The sequence below is a fragment of the Phocaeicola barnesiae DSM 18169 = JCM 13652 genome (assembly GCF_000374585.1).
GTDB classification, from domain to species: Bacteria; Bacteroidota; Bacteroidia; order Bacteroidales; family Bacteroidaceae; genus Phocaeicola; species Phocaeicola barnesiae.
On sequence record NZ_KB894646.1, the window covers coordinates 116,516 to 136,872 of the forward strand.

At 50.5% G+C, this 20,357-nt stretch carries 14 protein-coding genes, 1 tRNA gene, 1 pseudogene and 1 CRISPR repeat array (1 of these 17 cut by a window edge); of the genes and pseudogenes, 12 read left to right on the forward strand and 4 right to left on the reverse strand.

Going from position 1 to position 20,357, the window contains the following annotated elements:
• Positions 1-2,601: a CRISPR direct-repeat array (repeat unit 29 nt; unit sequence CTTTTAATCGTACCTTATGGAATTGAAAC) (it extends 5,489 nt beyond the left edge of the window).
• A 460-nt stretch (positions 2,602-3,061) separates the two neighbouring features.
• Positions 3,062-3,622: an ATP-binding protein gene (locus C510_RS0105490; RefSeq protein ID WP_025892579.1), complete on the reverse strand. Its 561-nt coding sequence runs from the start codon at positions 3,620-3,622 to the stop codon at positions 3,062-3,064.
• Positions 3,623-3,654: 32 nt separating this feature from the next.
• Positions 3,655-3,942 carry a hypothetical protein gene (locus C510_RS0105495; protein WP_018710336.1) on the reverse strand — a complete coding sequence of 96 codons (288 nt, stop codon included), beginning with the start codon at positions 3,940-3,942 and terminating at the stop codon, positions 3,655-3,657.
• A 381-nt stretch (positions 3,943-4,323) separates the two neighbouring features.
• Between C510_RS0105495 and C510_RS0105505 the strand changes: the two genes are divergently transcribed.
• From C510_RS0105505 to C510_RS0105520, 4 genes are all read left to right on the forward strand, one after another.
• Positions 4,324-5,607 carry a peptidoglycan DD-metalloendopeptidase family protein gene (locus C510_RS0105505; protein WP_018710338.1) on the forward strand — a complete coding sequence of 428 codons (1,284 nt, stop codon included), beginning with the start codon at positions 4,324-4,326 and terminating at the stop codon, positions 5,605-5,607.
• A gap of 541 nt (positions 5,608-6,148) precedes the next feature.
• Positions 6,149-8,467, forward strand: a complete 2,319-nt coding sequence (locus tag C510_RS0105510) for a M60 family metallopeptidase (protein ID WP_025892577.1) — start codon at positions 6,149-6,151, stop codon at positions 8,465-8,467.
• Between the two features lie 343 nt (positions 8,468-8,810).
• A complete protein-coding gene (locus C510_RS0105515; protein WP_026320118.1) occupies positions 8,811-9,440 on the forward strand; it encodes a DUF4136 domain-containing protein in 630 nt (209 codons plus the stop codon).
• 16 nt (positions 9,441-9,456) lie between these two features.
• Positions 9,457-10,104, forward strand: coding sequence for an outer membrane beta-barrel protein (locus C510_RS0105520; RefSeq protein WP_018710341.1), 648 nt, complete (start codon positions 9,457-9,459; stop codon positions 10,102-10,104).
• A 225-nt stretch (positions 10,105-10,329) separates the two neighbouring features.
• Here the strand turns inward: C510_RS0105520 and C510_RS0105525 are convergent.
• A tRNA-Asp gene (locus tag C510_RS0105525) sits at positions 10,330-10,403 on the reverse strand.
• 284 nt (positions 10,404-10,687) lie between these two features.
• Here C510_RS0105525 and hisH point away from each other — a divergent pair.
• The 8 genes and pseudogenes from hisH (at position 10,688) to C510_RS0105565 (ending at position 18,129) form a co-directional block, all read left to right on the forward strand.
• Positions 10,688-11,278, forward strand: coding sequence for an imidazole glycerol phosphate synthase subunit HisH (hisH, locus tag C510_RS0105530; protein ID WP_018710342.1), 591 nt, complete (start codon positions 10,688-10,690; stop codon positions 11,276-11,278).
• Between the two features lie 17 nt (positions 11,279-11,295).
• Positions 11,296-12,015, forward strand: a complete 720-nt coding sequence (hisA, locus tag C510_RS0105535) for a 1-(5-phosphoribosyl)-5-[(5-phosphoribosylamino)methylideneamino]imidazole-4-carboxamide isomerase (protein ID WP_018710343.1) — start codon at positions 11,296-11,298, stop codon at positions 12,013-12,015.
• Positions 12,016-12,027: 12 nt separating this feature from the next.
• Entirely contained in the window at positions 12,028-12,783 is a 756-nt protein-coding gene (hisF, locus tag C510_RS0105540) for an imidazole glycerol phosphate synthase subunit HisF (RefSeq protein WP_018710344.1), read from the forward strand.
• A gap of 13 nt (positions 12,784-12,796) precedes the next feature.
• A pseudogene (gene hisIE / locus C510_RS0105545) lies at positions 12,797-13,414 on the forward strand (bifunctional phosphoribosyl-AMP cyclohydrolase/phosphoribosyl-ATP diphosphatase HisIE); the annotation flags it as partial.
• 6 nt (positions 13,415-13,420) lie between these two features.
• Positions 13,421-14,101 (forward strand): cell division ATP-binding protein FtsE, encoded by a 681-nt coding sequence (locus C510_RS0105550; protein ID WP_018710346.1) that lies wholly within the window; start codon positions 13,421-13,423, stop codon positions 14,099-14,101.
• 114 nt (positions 14,102-14,215) lie between these two features.
• Positions 14,216-15,538: an aspartate kinase gene (locus C510_RS0105555; protein ID WP_018710347.1), complete on the forward strand. Its 1,323-nt coding sequence runs from the start codon at positions 14,216-14,218 to the stop codon at positions 15,536-15,538.
• A 109-nt stretch (positions 15,539-15,647) separates the two neighbouring features.
• The gene (lysA, locus tag C510_RS0105560) at positions 15,648-16,808 is read left to right on the forward strand and encodes a diaminopimelate decarboxylase (protein WP_018710348.1); all 1,161 of its coding nucleotides are present in this window, start codon (positions 15,648-15,650) and stop codon (positions 16,806-16,808) included.
• Between the two features lie 157 nt (positions 16,809-16,965).
• Complete coding sequence (locus C510_RS0105565; RefSeq protein ID WP_018710349.1) at positions 16,966-18,129, forward strand: glycosyltransferase; 1,164 nt, start codon at positions 16,966-16,968, stop codon at positions 18,127-18,129.
• Between the two features lie 19 nt (positions 18,130-18,148).
• Here C510_RS0105565 and C510_RS0105570 read toward each other — a convergent pair whose 3' ends face one another.
• On the reverse strand, positions 18,149-20,341 hold the full coding sequence (locus C510_RS0105570; RefSeq protein WP_018710350.1) for a DUF5686 family protein: 2,193 nt from the start codon (positions 20,339-20,341) through the stop codon (positions 18,149-18,151).
• Positions 20,342-20,357 lie beyond the last annotated feature (16 nt).

Genomic DNA, 20,357 nt, shown 5'->3' on the forward strand with positions numbered 1-20,357 from the left:
TTTAATCGTACCTTATGGAATTGAAACGAAAAAACGGATGAAACAGGTGCGGTGCAAGTTTCCTTTTAATCGTACCTTATGGAATTGAAACGAACGACAAGGTATGGGGGCCGTTCTGCACACCTTACTTTTAATCGTACCTTATGGAATTGAAACAAATGCTCTTGCAACAGTTGTGGGAGAACGACTTACTTTTAATCGTACCTTATGGAATTGAAACAGATGAAGTAAATGCCTGTCAGAAAGCAATCCATCTTTTAATCGTACCTTATGGAATTGAAACAATCATCTTTGTGAGCCTTAACTAGAGCAGACAATCTTTTAATCGTACCTTATGGAATTGAAACGGTATCTGGGTTGTATCATCCGGATATACGTTTACTTTTAATCGTACCTTATGGAATTGAAACGTTCTCCGGTCTGGAACTCCAACTTGTAAGTATATTCCTTTTAATCGTACCTTATGGAATTGAAACTGCATAAAATTCACCAGGTTTACATATTTGTGTACTTTTAATCGTACCTTATGGAATTGAAACGAAAATCGTTTGTGCAGCACGGGTTTGACCTGGGTATCTTTTAATCGTACCTTATGGAATTGAAACTAATTCTCAATTTTAATTGTGACATTGCCCGTATCTTTTAATCGTACCTTATGGAATTGAAACTCCTTTCCACCTTCATGCTTTCGATTGTCCGGCCACCTTTTAATCGTACCTTATGGAATTGAAACTAAGTTGTTGGCCAGACAAGACTATCTGGACAAGCTTTTAATCGTACCTTATGGAATTGAAACTTCGCTTGTCACCAACGACACGATTCCGGTCGATCTTTTAATCGTACCTTATGGAATTGAAACAGTTCTATAGGAGGGTTAATCTGCACTTCTTCAGACTTTTAATCGTACCTTATGGAATTGAAACGCATATCTGTAACAGAAATGTCTGATAGCATACTACTTTTAATCGTACCTTATGGAATTGAAACAAGACACCGGATGCAAGTCCGGCTGCGGCACCTAACTTTTAATCGTACCTTATGGAATTGAAACAATTGAATCCGAACATGACCATTGTCTTCTTCTCTTTCTTTTAATCGTACCTTATGGAATTGAAACGAATGTAAGGATAGGGTACGTCTTTTTCTTTTTGCTTTTAATCGTACCTTATGGAATTGAAACGTAGATAATTTTGCCCCTTTCATCGCGGCAGCTGGACTTTTAATCGTACCTTATGGAATTGAAACAATGAACCTTTCGCTTTACCTTCAATACCTGTTACTTTTAATCGTACCTTATGGAATTGAAACGAAGCTCACTTCCTGTTTCTGCGGCCGTCGATACGATCTTTTAATCGTACCTTATGGAATTGAAACATCATAATAGCTATTATTTTGTGTTTGTGTATACATCTTTTAATCGTACCTTATGGAATTGAAACCCAACACGGGCGACCGGTCAGCAGCCACCAACACGGGCTTTTAATCGTACCTTATGGAATTGAAACTGAAATAAGCATTATCCAGCATGTTGAGAAGTCCTCTTTTAATCGTACCTTATGGAATTGAAACAAAGGTAAATCATCATAGAATGTACTTCTAAGATCCTTTTAATCGTACCTTATGGAATTGAAACCCGTTAGGTACTGCGAACAGGAGCAAAGCCAGATTCCTTTTAATCGTACCTTATGGAATTGAAACGGTACTTTTTGTCTTGTCATCGAGTATCATGGCACTCTTTTAATCGTACCTTATGGAATTGAAACGCGGAAGAAACAAGTAGTTGATAATCTCCAGTTCACTTTTAATCGTACCTTATGGAATTGAAACGTCTATAGTCAGGTCTCTTTGAGAACAAAAGTTCTTTACTTTTAATCGTACCTTATGGAATTGAAACGCATCCGCAGCCTGCTGGATGCGGTTGCGTGAGGAACTTTTAATCGTACCTTATGGAATTGAAACAAAGACTCAAACAGCCAGTCGTGGATGAATACTTCGCTTTTAATCGTACCTTATGGAATTGAAACGGAACAAATAGAAAAACTGTTCCATTTCTATGCGGCCTTTTAATCGTACCTTATGGAATTGAAACATACTTGATTGGACTGATGAGGATATAGCTTTATCTTTTAATCGTACCTTATGGAATTGAAACAGCAGTAGAGATTTTCGCATACTTCGGGAGTGGGCGACTTTTAATCGTACCTTATGGAATTGAAACGAACATTTGCGCACATTCTCTCTGTCTTTCCCGTACTTTTAATCGTACCTTATGGAATTGAAACATTACGCTGGAGTTCAAGGCCGATTTTGTTGATACCTTTTAATCGTACCTTATGGAATTGAAACCTAGTTATCAGTATAGGGTGCCCTATCGCCTCTCTCTTTTAATCGTACCTTATGGAATTGAAACAAATAGAGACCTTTTGACCATAGAAAAAAATTTTAACTTTTAATCGTACCTTATGGAATTGAAACAAGGAGGATTACGCACAGTACGGGAAGAATGCGACTTTTAATCGTACCTTATGGAATTGAAACGTTCAAACTGGAACCGGTAGTTCTCGCTGTCATCCTTTTAATCGTACCTTATGGAATTGAAACGAGATATGCGTGCCATGCTGAACGGGTAGCCACCGGAAGATGCAGTTTAGGGTTCACAAGGTTCATGGGTCCACTTTAGTGACCCTTTACCAGACAAACACTGTAAATTCTACAGCCTTTCTTCCTGACAATAGTCCGTTAAAGATTCATCATATCGGCTAAGCAGCTTCTGCCACTATGCCAAAGGGTTCTTTGACAAGTTTAGTATTAAACGTTCTGTTCGGTCGTAATCCGGACTTGCTAAAAATTCTTCTAGGCATGTAAATGTTACTCAAATAGGCTTTTAGCAGTCCTATGGAAAGCGATGGACGGTATTGCTGTTGCATAACCTTGGCGATGTTGACTGAAGCCAGTGACGCATTGAAAGCGAAGTCGAGCTTCTTCAAGTCTCGCGCCTGACAATCACTGAGTCCGGTGAACTGCTTGGAATCCCGAAAACAAAACTCAATCTGGAATCGTGTCAGGTAATATTCGATAATATCAGATCCAGCACCTGTTCTGTCGAGAGCTTCTTGATGCCGAAGTCATCCAGGATGAGAAGGTCGAACTGCGACAACCGTTCGAAGAGTTTCGGCAGCCTGCTTTCGATACGTGCCATGGTCAGGTCTTCGAAGAGTTTCACCACGTTGTAGTAACGGACCTTGTATCCACACAGGCAGGCATGGTGACTGAGAGCCGAAGCCAGCCAGCTCATTCCTGTGCCGGTCGGTCCGGTAATAATGATGGGGTAACCATGTGTGATATAGTCACATGTGGCAACTTCATTAAGAAGTGACTGTTCGATACCGCGTACCGAATCGGCCCTTATCTCGCCCAATGTGACCGTATAACGGAAGTGGGCATTCTTGATGAGCCGAAGGGTACGGTTGGACATGCGCATGTCATTCTCTCCCTGGATGAGCAGACGTATCCCGTCGGTCAGAGAAATTGAATCAGCCTTGTGCGCTTCCATGAGGTTCTGCCATGTGCGTGCCATACCGAGCAGCCGCATGGCCCTGAGGTATGATAGAATTTTTTCCATTGATGTGCCGTTTTAATAGCTGGTATGATATGTTACTTGTATGCTTGCGATCCCCTGATGTTGGCATGTAGAGGTATAGCGGCCTGCCGGGCTCCATCCTCCTTTTTCTGAAGTGCCAGGTAACCCTGACATTTGGATTTTACCAGATTGCTGATGAACGGATAGTTGCACTTGCCGTATTGTATGGCTATCTGACATGCCAGAAGGAAGACTTCCGGTTCGGTATCACGTGCCAGGGCGAGTATGCCTTGGGCTGACCGGTAATAGACTTCTGCGGGTCTGTCGGTGGCGGAGAAGAGTTCACGCAGCACGTGTTCCACTACCGCTCCGTATCTTTTCTGTTCGAAAAAGGGTCACTCAAGTGAACCTATGAACCTTGTGAACCCTGACTCCATCGGAAGCATCCAATTACATTCTTCATGAATGTAATTATTTTATACTAAACACAACCATATCCAAATGTTAAAGACAGAAAACGTCAGTTCGTTTATACAAAAACATGAGTTCGTTTTCAGCTGTTTGTGCGTTCGTTTTCATCAACGGAAAAGCCCGTATTTTTTCAGTTAAAATGTTAACAGGCAAGTTACTGACGGTGCCGACAGAGAGTCGGAAGGGAAACGGGAAAGCGGACGAAGAAAAAATCTGTGACAGAAACGACCGATTCTATCCGGCATAAAGCAGAAAACCCTATCTTTGCACCCATGAAAAACAATCTATTCAAAAACAAGAAAATACGCATAGGGGCAGCCGTAGTCATCGGGGTGGTTGGCCTGCTGCTCATCTTCCGGCCGAAACCGCGCGTGAACGATTCGCTGGACGAGGTGGAAGTGACGGACTCGGTGGAAGTGGAAGAAATCGTCTGCAAATACGGCATCCCCGTAGACAGGTATGACATCAATTACGGCATCGTCAAGCCGGGACAGAACCTCTCCGTCATCCTGGGCGACCACGGGGTATCGACCGAAACCATCCACGAACTGAACCAGAAATCGGAAGGGGTGTTCGATGTGAGGAAGGTACGCGACGGACAATCGTATGCCGTATTCTACCGGAAGGACAGCACGCGGCAGGTACGCTTCTTCGTCTACGAGGAGAACCCGAAATCGTACATCGTGTTCGACCTGCGCGACCAACGCCGGGTATACCGCGGAGAAAACCCCGTGGAATGGCAACGGAAGGAAATCAGAGGCAAGGTGGAATCGTCGTTGTGGGTGGCCATGCAGAAACTGGACACCTCTCCCCTGCTCGCCATGGAGCTTTCGAACATCTACGGATGGACCATCGACTTCTTCAGCCTGCAGAAGGAGGATGAGTTCCGGGTGATCTACGAACAGGAATGCGTGGAGGGCAAGGAACTGGACAACTTCCACATCCTGGCGGCTTCGTTCCGCTACTCGGACAGTGTGTATTATGCCATCCCCTTCGTACAGGACGGCGAAGAGCTGTATTACGGCGCCACGGACAACAGCCTGGAGGGGGCGTTCCTGAAGGCTCCGCTGGACTTCTACCGCATCACCTCACGCTTCTCGAACAGCCGGTTCCACCCGGTACTGCGCCGGTACCGTGCCCATCACGGGGTGGACTATGCGGCTCCCACGGGGACTCCGGTGTATGCCATCGGTAATGGAAAGGTCATCGCGAAGGGCTATCAGGCCAACGGGGGCGGAAACTTCCTGAAGATAAGGCACAACAGTGTATACGTCACTACCTACATGCACCTGTCACGCTTCGCCAAGGGCATCAAGGTGGGCTCGGAAGTGAAGCAGAAGGAGGTGATAGGCTACGTGGGGTCTACAGGGCTGTCGACGGGTCCGCACCTGGATTTCCGGGTGTTCGAGAACGGCAAGCCGATCAACCCGCTGCTCATCAAGTCGCAACCGAAGAAGCCTATCAGCCCGGCCAACATGCCGGCTTTCGAGGTGTTGCGAGACTCGCTGGTGAAACGCCTCTCGGGACTGGACTCGCTGGCGACGGATTCCATCTGACCATTTATACCGGACACCGGGACGGACCGGGTGTCACGGCAGAACCATTTTTTGGGGGGGAGACAGGATGCCGGCTCCCCTTTTTTTGTCGCCCTGCCTACCTCTGACACATGCCGCTAAAGGAATATTATCTTTTATTCAGATAAATCCATTCTTTTTATCAGAAAGTTCTGCTATTTTTACACCCGACACAAATGACTAGCAGATGCGTTGTCCGGACTATTTACCGACAGGTACTTACCGGCAACCGATGAACGGGTCTGACGGACCGACGGTCGGACACGACCGGGATACATGAAAACTAAACCTGAAGGACGGACACGCCGAAGTGCCGTCCGCTGATTAATAACCTTAACTAACAAAGCCATGCTAAAGAAGCAAATGAAAGGGTCTGCCCAGGAGCGCAGACTGAGAGAATGGAGGCTTTACCTGCGCGAGTGCGGTAAAGGGGTGTTGAACGGTCGGCGGAGAAACGCATCCGGACGACAAACACTTTTACCAACCTTAACCTTATTATCAAAACCTCTACAACCTACATGCTATGAAAAAATCGCTACATCATTCTACGATTATCACCTTATTGTTCCTGCTACTGCTGTCGGTCACCGCCTGTAAGGATACGGACGAGCTGCCCGACGAAACGCCGACGGTTCCCGATACGGACATCGCCGTGGTGCAGGATACGGCGGTCAAGCCGACGGAAGGAAAGGCCAGCGAATGCCAGCCGGGACAGGACATCGACAATACCTGGGACGGCAAATTCTCTTCGGACGGGGGTGTACCCTACCATTCCGTCTGGAACCAGTCGGCCGCCTTCCCGGTGACCCTGGAATACTATTTCGAAGAGGGGACCGAGATAGACTACCTTATCTATTATACGCGCTCGGGCAACGGGAACTTCGGCGAACTGGACCTGCTGATAGCCACGGATGCCGAACACTCGGACTGGAAGCCTTACGGATCGTACAACTTCCGCATGCAGAACGCCCCCTCGAAAATCACCTTCAAGGAGACCCAGAAGCTGACGGGCATCAGGTTCGTCGTGAAATCGGGGGCCGGCAACTTCGTGAGCTGCGACGAGATGGAGTTCTACCGCTACAACCAGCAGAACGACCTGGAGAAGCAACTGCTGGGGGTATTCAGCGACATCACCTGCTCGGGCCTGAAGGAGGGGGTGACGGAGAAGGAGATAAACGCCTTGCCGGAGTATTTCGCTGCACTGGCCAAAGCCCTGCGCGACAATACCTACGACAGCCATGAACGGGAGTTCCGCATCCGTACCTATGCCCCGTACAGCATCGCCGAGGAATGGGCGGAGAAGCTGATGACCCGCAAATACGGGAACCTGGACAACCCGACGGGCATCTCGGTGCAGGAGGGCGACGAAATCATGGTGCTGGTGGGCGACACACACGGCCAACAGATTTCCCTGCAGAGCATCTGGGAGAGCGGCGAGGAATACAGGCAGACCAACGTGAGCGGAGACATCTATTTCCTGCGGCCGGGGGTGAACAAGCTCACCATGCGCAACCAGGGACAGCTCTTCGTGATGTATAACACGGACCTGACCGCCCCGGAAGCACAGCCCGTGAAGATACACATCCTGCCGGGTAGCGGTACGGTAACGGGCTTCTTCGACCTGAAGGAACACCAGACGGACGAGAAATATGCCGAGCTGCTGAGCAAGGCCACCCACAAGTATTTCTGCGTGCGCGGCGAACGCATCATGTTCTACTTCCATACGGACAAGATGCGGGAGTTCGTGCCGACCCAGATCCTGTCGGCCATCCACCTGTGGGACGACATCATCGGCTGGGAACAGGAGCTGATGGGCATCGAGGACGTGCATCCCTCGCAGATGAACAACCACCTGTTCGCCATCTCGCCCGAGGGCAGCTACATGTGGGCTACGGACTACTGCATCGGATTCGTACACACGTACCTGAACAACATCCTGCTGAAGGAGAACGTCATGGCGGCCAAGGACAACGCGTGGGGTCCGGCCCACGAAATCGGCCACATCCACCAGGCGGCCATCAACTGGCCGGGAAGCACGGAATCGTCGAACAACCTGTTCTCCAACTATGTGCTCTACCGCCTGGGGAAATACTGCTCAAGGGGAAGCGAGCTGGACGACCTGGCGGATTCGCGCTTCGTATACCACAAAGCCTGGTACAACATGGGCGATGCCACCCACCAGGGCGAGGACACGGAGATACACATGCGCATGAACTGGCAGCTCTGGAACTATTACCACCGTTGCGGACACAAGAAGGATTTCTGGCAGACGCTGTTCAAGCTGCTGCGTGCCGACCGCATCGTGGAGAGTGACCCGGGTGCCGCCCAACTGAAGTTCGCCATGCGGGCGAGCGAGGCCGCCGGAGAGGACCTGACGGACTTCTTCGACCTGTGGGGATTCTTCATTCCGGGCGAGGACACCATCGACCAGTACGGAACCTGGAACTACCGGGTGACGGAGGCGATGATACAGGAGGCGAAGGACTACATGAAGCAGTTCCCGAAACCGAAGCACGCGTTCCAGTACATCGAGGACCGCAAGGAGGGCGATATGGGACTGGACATCACGGCGCCGGACACGGGCTACTATACCCAATTTGAGGGCGACGTGAAGCCGGTAAGCACCGCCGTCTGCCATACCGTGTCCGGACGGACGTATACGGTGACGAACGGCGAGAACGCGGTGGCCTTCGAGCTGCGCAAGGGTGGCGCCGACGGCGAACTGGTGTATTTCTTCAACCGGTTCTCCTACACCATCCCCGAGGGCGTGGACCTGACGGGGACCGGGCTGTTTGCCGTACAGGCGGACGGCAAACGGATAGAGGTTCCGCGGCAGAAATAAACGGTTCTGTAACCGAAAACACTGAATACCTACCAATCAATCACTTGCAGAGGCTGTATCCGCATTGCGGAGGCAGCCTCTGCTACGTTAACCCCCTACCCGCCCCTTACGGGAACGACCCGGAGACTCCCGGCGTGAAGATACCCAACCGCCGGACTTGCCAGACACCGGAACGCAAAGATCCATAAAAAAAGTATAAAAGCAGGGGACTTTCCGCGGTCCGCATGCAGTAAAACGGGAAGGAAAGCATTCTAAGGGCAAAAGCGGCCGGTCCGCCTGACAAACATATCCGGGGAAAGGTACGTGTGTGGCCTCTCTCCATTCACCAAAAACAGAAGAAATGATGAAAAAGATTTTAGTATTGACTTGTATGGCATTGGGTATGATGTCGTGCGAGAAAGACCCCGACCTGGGGCAACTGGACACAAACATGGTAGTCTATACGGACTACGACAGTAAAACGGATTTCGGCAAGTTCCAGACGTATTTCCTGCCGGACAGCATCCTGGAGGCCGGAAGCCATCACGCTACCTACTGGAAGGACGAGAACGCGCAAAAGATTATCGCCGCCGTAGAAGCCGAAATGAACAGCCGCGGATACCGACGCATCACCGACCCGGCACAGAAGGCGGACGCCGACCTGGGTGTACAGCTTTCGTACATCGCCCAGCAGGTGAACGTCACTACCGGCTGGTGGGGAGGCTGGTGGGACTACGGGTTCTGGGGCCCCTGGTGGGGAGGCTGGTACTACCCGTACACCGTAAGCTACAGCTATGACACCAACTCGCTGGTGATGGAAATGGTGGACTTGTCCGATGGCGGCAAAGAAGGGGACGAAAAGGCCCAGTTGCCCGTGGTATGGTACGCCCACTCATCCGGCTACCAATACTATTCCGGCTATAACATCCAGCTGATGACGGAAGCCGTAGACCAGGCATTCGAACAATCACCTTACATTCAGTCCAACAACTAAGAAACGGAGGCAAACAATGAAAACAACCTTTACGAAAACCATACTGAGGACACTGGTACTGGCAGGCTGCATGCTGCTGACCGTCCTCCCGCAGGCACAGGCACAATGCTGCGCCTCACAACGGAAAGTACACTTCGCCATCGACTGGCAGATGAACGCTCCCCTGTCCACCGACTTCGCCGATAAGATCAGCGGCTGGGGTATGAACCTGGAAGGGGCTTACGACGTGACTCCCAACTTCTCGGTCGGAGCCTTCGTTTCGTTCCACACCAACCACCGCTATGTGGGCCGCCAGACCCTTCACCTCTCCCCGACCGAAAGCCTGACCACCGACCAGCAACGTTCGGCCTTCCAGGTGCCTTTCGGTATTGCGGGCGCCTACACGTTCTGCAACGGCTCGCATGTCCGTCCGTACGTGGGCGTCAAGCTAGGTACCATGTTCGCCCGGAATACGACCTATTTCGGCACAGGAGGTCTCTACGACAAGAGCTGGGGCTTCTATGCATCGCCGGAAATCGGCCTGAAAATCTATCCGAACCGGGAAAAGAACTGGGGATTCCACGTAGCCGCCTATTACAGCTATGCCACCAACCGCACAGAGACGCTGACGGGAGACATCGACGGACAAGGCAACGTAGGTTTCCGCCTCGGTATCCTGTTCTGATGACATCCCTGTCCGCCGTCTGATACCTACAGACGACACGGACAGAATAGTCCGCAAGTGCTGCCGTATGCCGGGAGCGCCTGCGGACATGTTGTTTGTGGGAGATTCTTCTTCAGAAGAAAACGGATTCGGGAGATACAAAGTAAGCATACGGAGGAATGACTTCGGATACGGGAGAAGCACAAATAAAAAAGCCTTGATTTCGTTGAAAATCAAGGCTTTAGGCGGTGCGTACGGGACTCGAACCCGTGACCCCATGCGTGACAGGCATGTATTCTAACCAACTGAACTAACGCACCAGAATGTTTGTATAGTTGCTTTCTCTCTCGATTGCGGTTGCAAAGGTAGGCATTTTTCCGGAACCTGCAAGCGTTTTCATCACTTTTTTTTTGAAAAAATTGATAAGGCTTCAATCGTTCCCCTATCCAAACAGGGACGCACGGTCCGTAATCCCGCGATAAACAAATATCGGAAGAACAGAAAAAGAGCGAGCTCCCTCAACTTTTTGTAAGATTGCGTAGGAGAATGCCAATATTTTGTTACTTTTGCAAAAATGTGCTATACGACACAAAAAGAAAGAAAAATGAAAGTTGCAATCATCAAATACAATGCAGGAAACATCTTCTCTGTAGATTATGCCCTGCGACGCCTGGGAGTGGAACCCGTGATTACCGCCGATGCCGAAGAACTGACCGGAGCCGACAAAGTGATTTTTCCGGGCGTAGGCGAAGCAGCCACCACGATGGATTACCTCCGCCGGACCGGACTGGACCAGCTGATCAAGGACTTGAAGCAGCCCGTGCTGGGTATCTGCCTGGGCATGCAGCTGATGTGTGGCCATTCGGAAGAAGGCGATGTAGACTGTCTGGGCATCTTCCAGACCGATGTGAAGCGTTTTCACCCCCAGCAGCACGAGGACAAGGTACCGCACATGGGATGGAATACACTGACCGAGACACGGGGGGACCTGTTCAAAGGTTTCGACAAGGAAGAATTCGTCTATTTCGTCCATAGTTTCTACGTACCTGTCAACGAATGTACGGCAGCACAGACCCAATACATCCATCCGTTCAGCGCGGCCATCCAGAAGGACAACTTCTACGCCACGCAATTCCACCCGGAAAAGAGCGGAAAGACAGGCGAACGGATTCTGACCAATTTCCTGAACCTTTAAAACTGACAACATCCGATATGATAGAATTAATACCAGCCATCGATATTATTGAAGGGAAATGCGTGCGCCTTTCCCAAGGTGATTATGAATCAAAGAAAGTATACAACGAGAATCCGGTAGAGGTAGCCAAGGAATTCGAAGCCCACGGGCTGACACGCCTGCATGTGGTGGACCTGGACGGTGCCGCTTCGCATCACATCGTCAACTACCGCACCCTGGAGCAGATTGCCTCGCGGACCTCGCTGATCATCGATTTCGGTGGCGGAATCAAGACCAGCAACGACCTGGCCATCGCTTTCGACAACGGTGCCGAGATGGTTACCCTGGGCAGCATCGCCGTGAAGCAGCCGGAAGTGTTTGAAAAATGGCTGAACCAGTTCGGCGCCCCGAAGATTATCCTGGGAGCCGACGCCAAGGACGGGAAGATAGCCACCAACGGCTGGAAAGAAGAAAGCTCGCTGGAACTGATGCCTTTCCTGGACAACTATATAAAGAAAGGTGTCACCCGCGTGCTCTGTACCGACATCAGCAAGGACGGCATGCTGGAAGGGCCTTCCGTTCCGCTTTACCGGGAAATCATGGAAGCACACCCGCACCTGCACCTGATAGCCAGCGGCGGGGTCAGCTCCATCGATGACATCATCGCCCTGGACGAAGCCGGCATACCGGCCGTCGTCTTCGGCAAGGCCTTGTACGAAGGGCGGATTTCATTAACCGATTTGAAACGTTTCCTTTAATTCCATCTGATTATGCTTGCCAAACGTATCATCCCCTGTCTGGACATCAAGGACGGACAAACCGTGAAAGGAACCAATTTCGTGAACCTGCGCCAGGCGGGCGACCCGGTAGAACTGGGGAAAGCCTATAGCGAACAGGGAGCCGACGAACTGGTGTACCTGGACATCACCGCCAGCCACGAGGGACGGAAGACATTCACCGAACTGGTGAAGCGGATAGCCGCCGAAATCAGCATCCCGTTTACGGTAGGTGGAGGCATCTACGAGCTTCAAGACGTAGACCGCCTGCTGAATGCCGGTGCCGACAAGGTGTCCATCAACTCCGCCGCCATCCGGAACCCGCAACTGGTGGACGACATCGCCCGCCATTTCGGCTCGCAGGTGTGCGTGGTGGCCATCGACGCCCGGCAGACCGAGAAGGGCTGGAAATGCTACCTGAACGGCGGACGGGTGGAAACGGACCGCTACCTGATGGAATGGGCCCGGGAAGTGAACGACCGCGGAGCCGGCGAAATCCTGTTCACCAGCATGGACCATGACGGGGTGAAGACAGGGTATGCCAACCAGGCCTTGGCCGAACTCAGCGACCTGCTCAGCATTCCGGTCATCGCTTCGGGAGGCGCCGGAAAGAAAGAACACTTCCGCGACGCGTTCCTCGAGGGGAAAGCCGACGCGGCACTGGCGGCCAGCGTTTTTCACTTCGGAGAAATTCCGATACCCGAATTAAAGCATTATCTTTGCAACGAAGGAATCAACGTAAGATTATAACTTAAAAAGACATACAACCATGGAATTGGATTTCGAGAAAATGAACGGCCTGATACCGGCCATCATACAAGATAACAGTACCCAGAAGGTACTGATGCTGGGCTTCATGAACCAGGAAGCCTACCAGAAAACCGTAGAGACCGGAAAGGTGACTTTCTTCAGCCGTACCAAGAACCGCCTGTGGACCAAGGGCGAAGAGAGCGGCAACTTCCTGCACGTGGTGTCCATCAAGGCCGATTGTGACAACGACACGCTGCTGATTATGGTGAACCCGGTGGGTCCGGTGTGCCATACGGGTACAGACACCTGCTGGGGCGACAAGAACGAACAGGACATCATGTTCCTGAAAGAGCTACAGGACTTCATCGACAAGCGCTACGAAGAGATGCCGGAAGGCTCGTACACCACCAGCCTGTTCAAGTCGGGCGTGAACAAGATGGCCCAGAAAGTGGGCGAAGAAGCCGTAGAAACCGTCATCGAGGCGTGCAACGGTACCGACGAACGCCTGATTTACGAAGGCTCGGACCTGCTGTATCACCTCATCGTCCTGCTGACCTCGAAAGGATACCGCATCGAAGACCTGGCCCGCGAGCTGAAAGAACGCCACAGCCCATCCTGGAAAAAACACTGATAACCGATGGAAGAGCAAGTACTTATTTCGTATAAAGGTGTAGACATCAACCAGCAGGAACTCGGTGTACTGAAGGGGGTCGACTTCGAACTCCAGAAAGGAGAGTTCGTCTACCTCATCGGAAAAGTAGGAAGCGGAAAATCCACCTTCCTGAAAACCATCTACGGGGAACTGGAGATAGCCGAAGGTGAGGCGACCGTATTGGGGAACAACATGCGCAAGCTGAAACGGAAACACATCGCTCCCCTACGCCGCAAACTGGGCATCGTGTTCCAGGATTTCCAGCTCCTGACCGACCGCACCGTACACGACAACCTGAAGTTTGTCCTCCAGGCTACGGGATGGAAACGGAAGTATGAGATAGAGGAACGCATCAACGAAGTCCTGAAGCAGGTGGGCATGGAGAACAAAGGCTACAAGATGCCGAACGAACTATCGGGCGGCGAGCAGCAACGTATCGTCATCGCCCGGGCCATCCTGAACAAACCGGAAATCCTGCTGGCCGACGAGCCGACGGGTAACCTGGACGTGGAGACCGGACGGATGATTGTGGAACTGCTGCGCGAAATCTGCGCCCAGGGGTCGGCCATCATCATGACCACCCACAACCTGAACCTGCTGGGAGAATACCCCGGAAAAGTATACCGTTGTGAGAGCCATCGCCTCGTTCCGGTGACAGAAGGCTAAAATTTTAAAAGAATACGTGAATTTAAGAACAAAAATATCAGACATCTGCATTTTTATTCTTACATTTGCAAACTGAAATATAATAATAAGAACATTTAAAATTCGAAACGTAAAATGAAGGTTTTAAAGTTTGGAGGTACATCGGTAGGTTCTGCCCAAAGAATGAAAGATGTGGCCAAATTGATTACTGACGGAGAACAGAAAATTGTAGTTCTGTCTGCCATGTCGGGTACAACGAACACGTTGGTTGAAATTTCGGATTATCTGTACAAGAAAAATCCTGAAGGTGCGAATGAAATCATCAATAATCTGGAGGCCAAGTACAAACAGCACATTGATGAGCTTTATTCTACGGAAGAATATAAACAGAAGACACTGGAGTTTGTCAAATCAGTATTTGACTACATCCGTTCCTATACAAAAGATATCTTTACCTTGTTCGAAGAAAAGGTCATTCTGGCCCAGGGAGAAATCATTTCTACCAACATGGTGACCAACTACCTGTGCGAACAGGGCATCAAGGCGACACTGCTGCCTGCACTGGATTTCATGCGGACAGACAAGAACAGCGAGCCGGACCTGAACTACATCCGCGAGAAACTGGCACAGCAGCTGGAAGCTCATCCGGGTCAGGAAATCTACATCACCCAGGGATTCATCTGCCGCAACGCCTACGGTGAGGTGGACAACCTGCAACGCGGTGGAAGCGACTATACGGCATCCCTGATCGGTGCGGCCGTCAACGCTTCGGAAATCCAGATATGGACAGACATCGACGGTATGCACGACAACGACCCGCGCGTGGTGGACAAGACTTCTCCGGTGCGTCAGCTGCACTTCGAAGAAGCCGCAGAACTGGCTTATTTCGGCGCCAAGATTCTCCATCCTACCTGTGTACAGCCCGCTAAATATGCCAATATCCCTGTACGCCTGCTGAATACGATGGAACCTTCTGCCCCGGGTACCCTGATTTCCAACGAAACGGAAAAAGGTAAAATCAAGGCAGTGGCCGCCAAGGACAACATAACAGCCATCAAGATCAAATCCAGCCGTATGCTGCTGGCTCACGGATTCCTGCGCAAGGTATTCGAGATCTTCGAAAGCTACCAGACCGCCATCGACATGGTCTGCACTTCGGAAGTAGGCGTATCGATGTCGATAGACAATACGAAACACCTGAACGAAATCGTAAATGACCTGAAGAAGTACGGTACGGTAACCGTTGACCATGACATGTGTATCGTATGCGTAGTGGGTGATTTAGAATGGGAAAACGTAGGTTTCGAGGCCCGCGCACTCGACGCCATGAAGGATATTCCGGTACGTATGATTTCATTCGGAGGCAGTAACTACAACATTTCTTTCCTGATCCGCGAATCGGACAAGAAGAAAGCACTCCAGGAATTGAGCGACGTGCTCTTCAACGGCAAGAAATAACCCTGACACTATAGAAAAACGGATGATACGGCCTCGCGGAGCGCCCATCATCCGTTTTTTTTAATCACCTCAATATTCAGAAAACCCTTTAAAAGTATCAAGTAAATTTATGAAAGGTATCTTCCCTTTGAATAAATTCCGTGAACTGGAAACACCGTTTTATTATTACGATGCGAACCTGCTCCGACAAACCCTGCAGACAATCAAGGAAGAGAGTGGCAAGTACAACAAGTTCTGCGTACACTATGCAGTGAAGGCCAATGCCAACCCGAAAATTCTGGGCATCATCCGTGAAAGCGGACTGGGCGCCGATTGTGTGAGCGGCGGCGAAATCAAGGCGGCCATCAAGGCAGGTATTCCGGCCAGCAAGATTGTATATGCCGGAGTCGGAAAGACAGACTGGGAGATTAACCTGGGACTGGACTACGATATCTTCTGCTTCAATGTTGAATCTGTTCCCGAGCTGGAGGTCATCAATGAACTGGCCGCCGCCAAGAACAAGATTGCCCGTGTAGCTTTCCGTATCAATCCGGATGTAGGCGCACATACACACGCCAACATCACCACCGGTCTGGCCGAAAACAAGTTCGGTATCAGCATGGAGGACATGGACATGATCATTGACCGCGCGCTGGCGATGAACAACGTGAAGTTCGTGGGCCTGCATTTCCACATCGGCTCACAGATTCTGGACATGGGCGACTTCATCGCCCTGTGTAACCGGGTGAACGAATTGCAGGAAAAGCTCTTTGCCCGCCAGATCATCGTCGAGCACATCAATGTAGGCGGCGGACTCGGCATCGACTACGCACATCCGAACCGCCAGCCGATTCCGGACTTCGCCGAGTATTTCAAGACTTATCACAAGCACCTGCGTCTGCGTCCGCAACAGACCCTCCACTTCGAACTGGGACGTGCGGTAGTGGGCCAGTGCGGTAGCCTGATCACCAAGGTCATCTACGTCAAGCAAGGAACAAACAAGCAGTTCGCGATTGTAGACGCCGGTATGACCGACCTGATCCGTCCTGCCCTGTACCAGGCTTATCATAAGATAGAGAACATCACTTCGGACGAACCGACCGAGACTTACGATGTAGTAGGTCCTATCTGCGAATCCTCGGACGTGTTCGGCAAGGCCATCGACCTGAACAAGACCAAACGCGGCGACCTGATTGCCCTCCGTTCGGCCGGTGCCTACGGCGAAATCATGGCTTCGGCCTACAACTGCCGTTCCCTGCCGAAAGGATATACCTCCGACGAACTGATTTAAGGTCCTGCCTTTCTTGAAAAAATAACGACTCCTTTTCTTTCCAACGTCACGTTTTATCGGCTCCGACGAAAGAAAAGGAGTTTTTATATGCCCTTTCAACGTTCATCATTCAACTATTTCTTCTAATTTTGTAAGGAATTTCAAAAGATAGAAAGATATGACAGCTATGGATTATACACTCATCTGCCAGGTGCTGACCGGCGCTTGCGGACTTTTCTGCCTCATACAATTGATGTACCTGTTCTGCGTATATGCCAAGATGTACCGAGCCTCACGCATGCAGGCGCAGACCGAAACGGTTCCCGACAACTGTCCTCCCCTCTCGGTCATCATCGTCACCAAGGACTCCGGCCAGCTTCTGAAAGAGAACCTTCCGTCCATCCTGACCCAGGATTACCCTACTTACGAAGTGATTGTGGTCAACGACCAGTCCGCCGGCGAAGATGAGGAGATCCTGAAATTGCTGGAGAACGATTATCCGAACCTGTACCACACCTTCATTCCGCAGACCGCCCGGTATGTAAGCCGCAAGAAGCTGGGTATCGCCATGGGAATCAAGGCCAGCCGGTACGACTGGATTGTCGTAACGGAACCAACCTGCAAACCCGTTAGTGACCAATGGCTGAAACACCTGGCCGTACACTTTCAGGAAGGAACGGACATCGTACTGGGATATTGCGGATATACCGGCGGGAAAGGACTTTTCGGCAAACGTGTCAAGGCCGATAACCTGTTCCAGGCCATGCGTTACCTGGGAGCGGCGCTGAACAGACATCCCTACATGGGTATCGGACAGAATCTGGCATACCGGAAAAACATGTACAACGGCCACAAAGGATTTGCCGACCAACTTACCCTGCAACGCGGAGACGACGACCTGTTCATCAACGCCCTGGCAGACTCCGGGAATACAGCCGTCGCCCTGCATCCGGATAGCTTCATGGAACAGAAAGTTCCTCCCTTCAAACGCATCTGGTTCGAGGACAAGGTGAACAGACTGGTCACCGGTAAATTCTATCACGGAGCGGCCCGGTTCATGAACGGGCTGGAGACCTGGACATGCGCCCTGTTCCACCTGTGTACCCTCATCGGACTCATCATGAGCATCCGGTACTATGAATGGATGTATACCGGTATCATCGCTATCCTCTGGTTGCTCCGCTTTGTACTGACCATGAACAATTTCCGGAAAACGGCAAAGGCAACCGGCGAGAAATCCTGTTGTTTCTTCCTGCTCTTCGACTGGTGCCGTCCGCTCTGGGCCTTACAGATCAAGATACATTACTGGTGCCGGACGAAAGCCGATTTTCTACGCAAATAACCCGAACGGGAACAAAGGTTCAATCATTGAACAATTCGAAGGTAAATTTACAGCCGATGGAGGTAAATTTACCTTTTTCATTTCCAATGAATATACCTGCATCGAACAGGTGGGTGGCAATTCCATAGCCCAATTCGATATACGGATTCAGATACGGCATAAACAGGATACCCGCATACAGACGCTCCTTCTGGACAAACGAAAGCAACCGGGAAACCGGATAAAGCAGGATAAAGGGAGATTCATAGGTCAGATTCCCCTGAATGTAATGGCTGGAAGCATTGTACCAGCGACCGTCCAGCATCTGGAAGGTTCCGCCGATTTCATCATCCCAGCTCTGGGGAAGATTCCGGTTGGCAAAGTTCACATAATCCACGAAATAAAGGTCGTCCTGATTGGTGAAACATCCGGCACCTATCCGGTAGGCAATGTAGTTCACCTGTTTCAGGCGGATCATCTGCTGCATGGCCACTTCAATACGTTCATACTTTCCGGAATTGTTCAAGATATGCAACCCCCGTTCATAATCGAGCATGAAGGTCGGATAGCGGGAACCGACATTCACCTTACGGTTGCCGTTCATGTAATAATACATCCCCGGTGTCCACTCCACCCGCAGACGAGGCGCAAAACTATTGTATTTCGAACGGACCCGGGCTTCCACCTCAGGGGTGCTTTTGGTATATCGCCAGTGCATGGCGACACCCGTCCACAATTGCAGACCGTTCACCACTTCGATGTTGTGGGAAACATTGACATACACATCCTTGAAGTAATCCAGGTCCAGCCCGTCGAAACTGAGCGTACTGTCCGGTTGTGCGGCCAGCTGGTCCAACACCACACTACTGTAAATCCGGTTACCGTTTCCTGCACTTATCTCCACCCGTCCCTGTTTCCGCGGATTGTAGACATATTGCACATCGGCACTGGCGTACAATTCCTTCTTGGTGAAATTGTAGCCAATCTGAGGCACGATACGCAACAGGCGGCCGTCATGAAACAACTTGTTGTATTTGAACACCTGCTTGTAGGAGATACCGTTCCGGTGGCTGTAACTCACATACAGCGGATTGATGATCGGGGAACAGTTCACACTCCCCACCTTCGACAGGTCAATGTTGTAACTGCTGATCAGGGCATCGCCCAACTGCCCCCAGAAGACCAGATTCTTTTCGCGCCGTGTCACCGGCATGGCCTTCTGGATTGTATCCATGGCTGCCTGAAACAGGACACGCTCTTTCCGCTTCTTGTACAGCTGTTCTTCGTCACCGTCCAACGGAATCGGACGAATCCGGTTGAAGGAATCGAGGTCGAGCACCAGCTGGGTCGTATCGCAGGTCAACGTATATGAATTGGAAAGGTTATGCGAACGTGTCTTTTGCAGGTCCAGCCATTCCGTGCCATCCGGGTCAAAAAGTTCCACTTTCGCGTAGTTGAGCCATCCGGTATAGTTCATCTCCAGATGATTCTTCAGGAACTTGAAATTGAGGTCCAGGTTAAAGAGTTGGGGCAAGAACCGGGTTTCTTCCGTTTCGCCCATGTGCATGGACAAATGAAAAGTAATCAAGGCATATTTTCCATGTACATCAAGGTGCTTGACGGTCCAGTCCTTATCGGAAATCCAGAAATGACCTTCCAGCAACTGGGTACTTTGAAACAACGGAACTACCTTGATGTGGTAAGTCCGGCTGTCCGAACGCTCCAGCACATCCTCGAGAAAATACTGGTACAGCCGGCGGGAAGAACGGCTCAAGGGCGACAGGATTTTATTTTCCATCACAGAAGAGCCGTAGAGGTTGAACTTCATGTAATCCATGATGTCGAACACTTCGCCATAAGGATTCGGGAAGGTAGTGGAAACCGCCCTGACTTTCCGGTCATAAATATCGGGCGCCGTATAATGCAGATCGCTGACGGATTCATGCATATACTGGTCGATGTCTTTCTCCAGCTTGAACATGGAAGGTACATATTTGATGATCCGGTTACGCTTATGTACCGTAAGCTTCCCTTTCAGATACAGGCTACTCTGGTATTCCTTGATGCGGTGTGAATTGGTCTCTGCGCCCTGAAACAGCAACTCCAGGATGGAATCGGGTACGGCTATACCCTTTTCCGACCAGAGATTACTTCCCGGTTCCGAAGCGTTTGCCACACCTGCAAAACAGCATAGCAACAAAAAAAAGCCATATACTCGGTAAATAAACTTCAATGCTACCTATTTTATC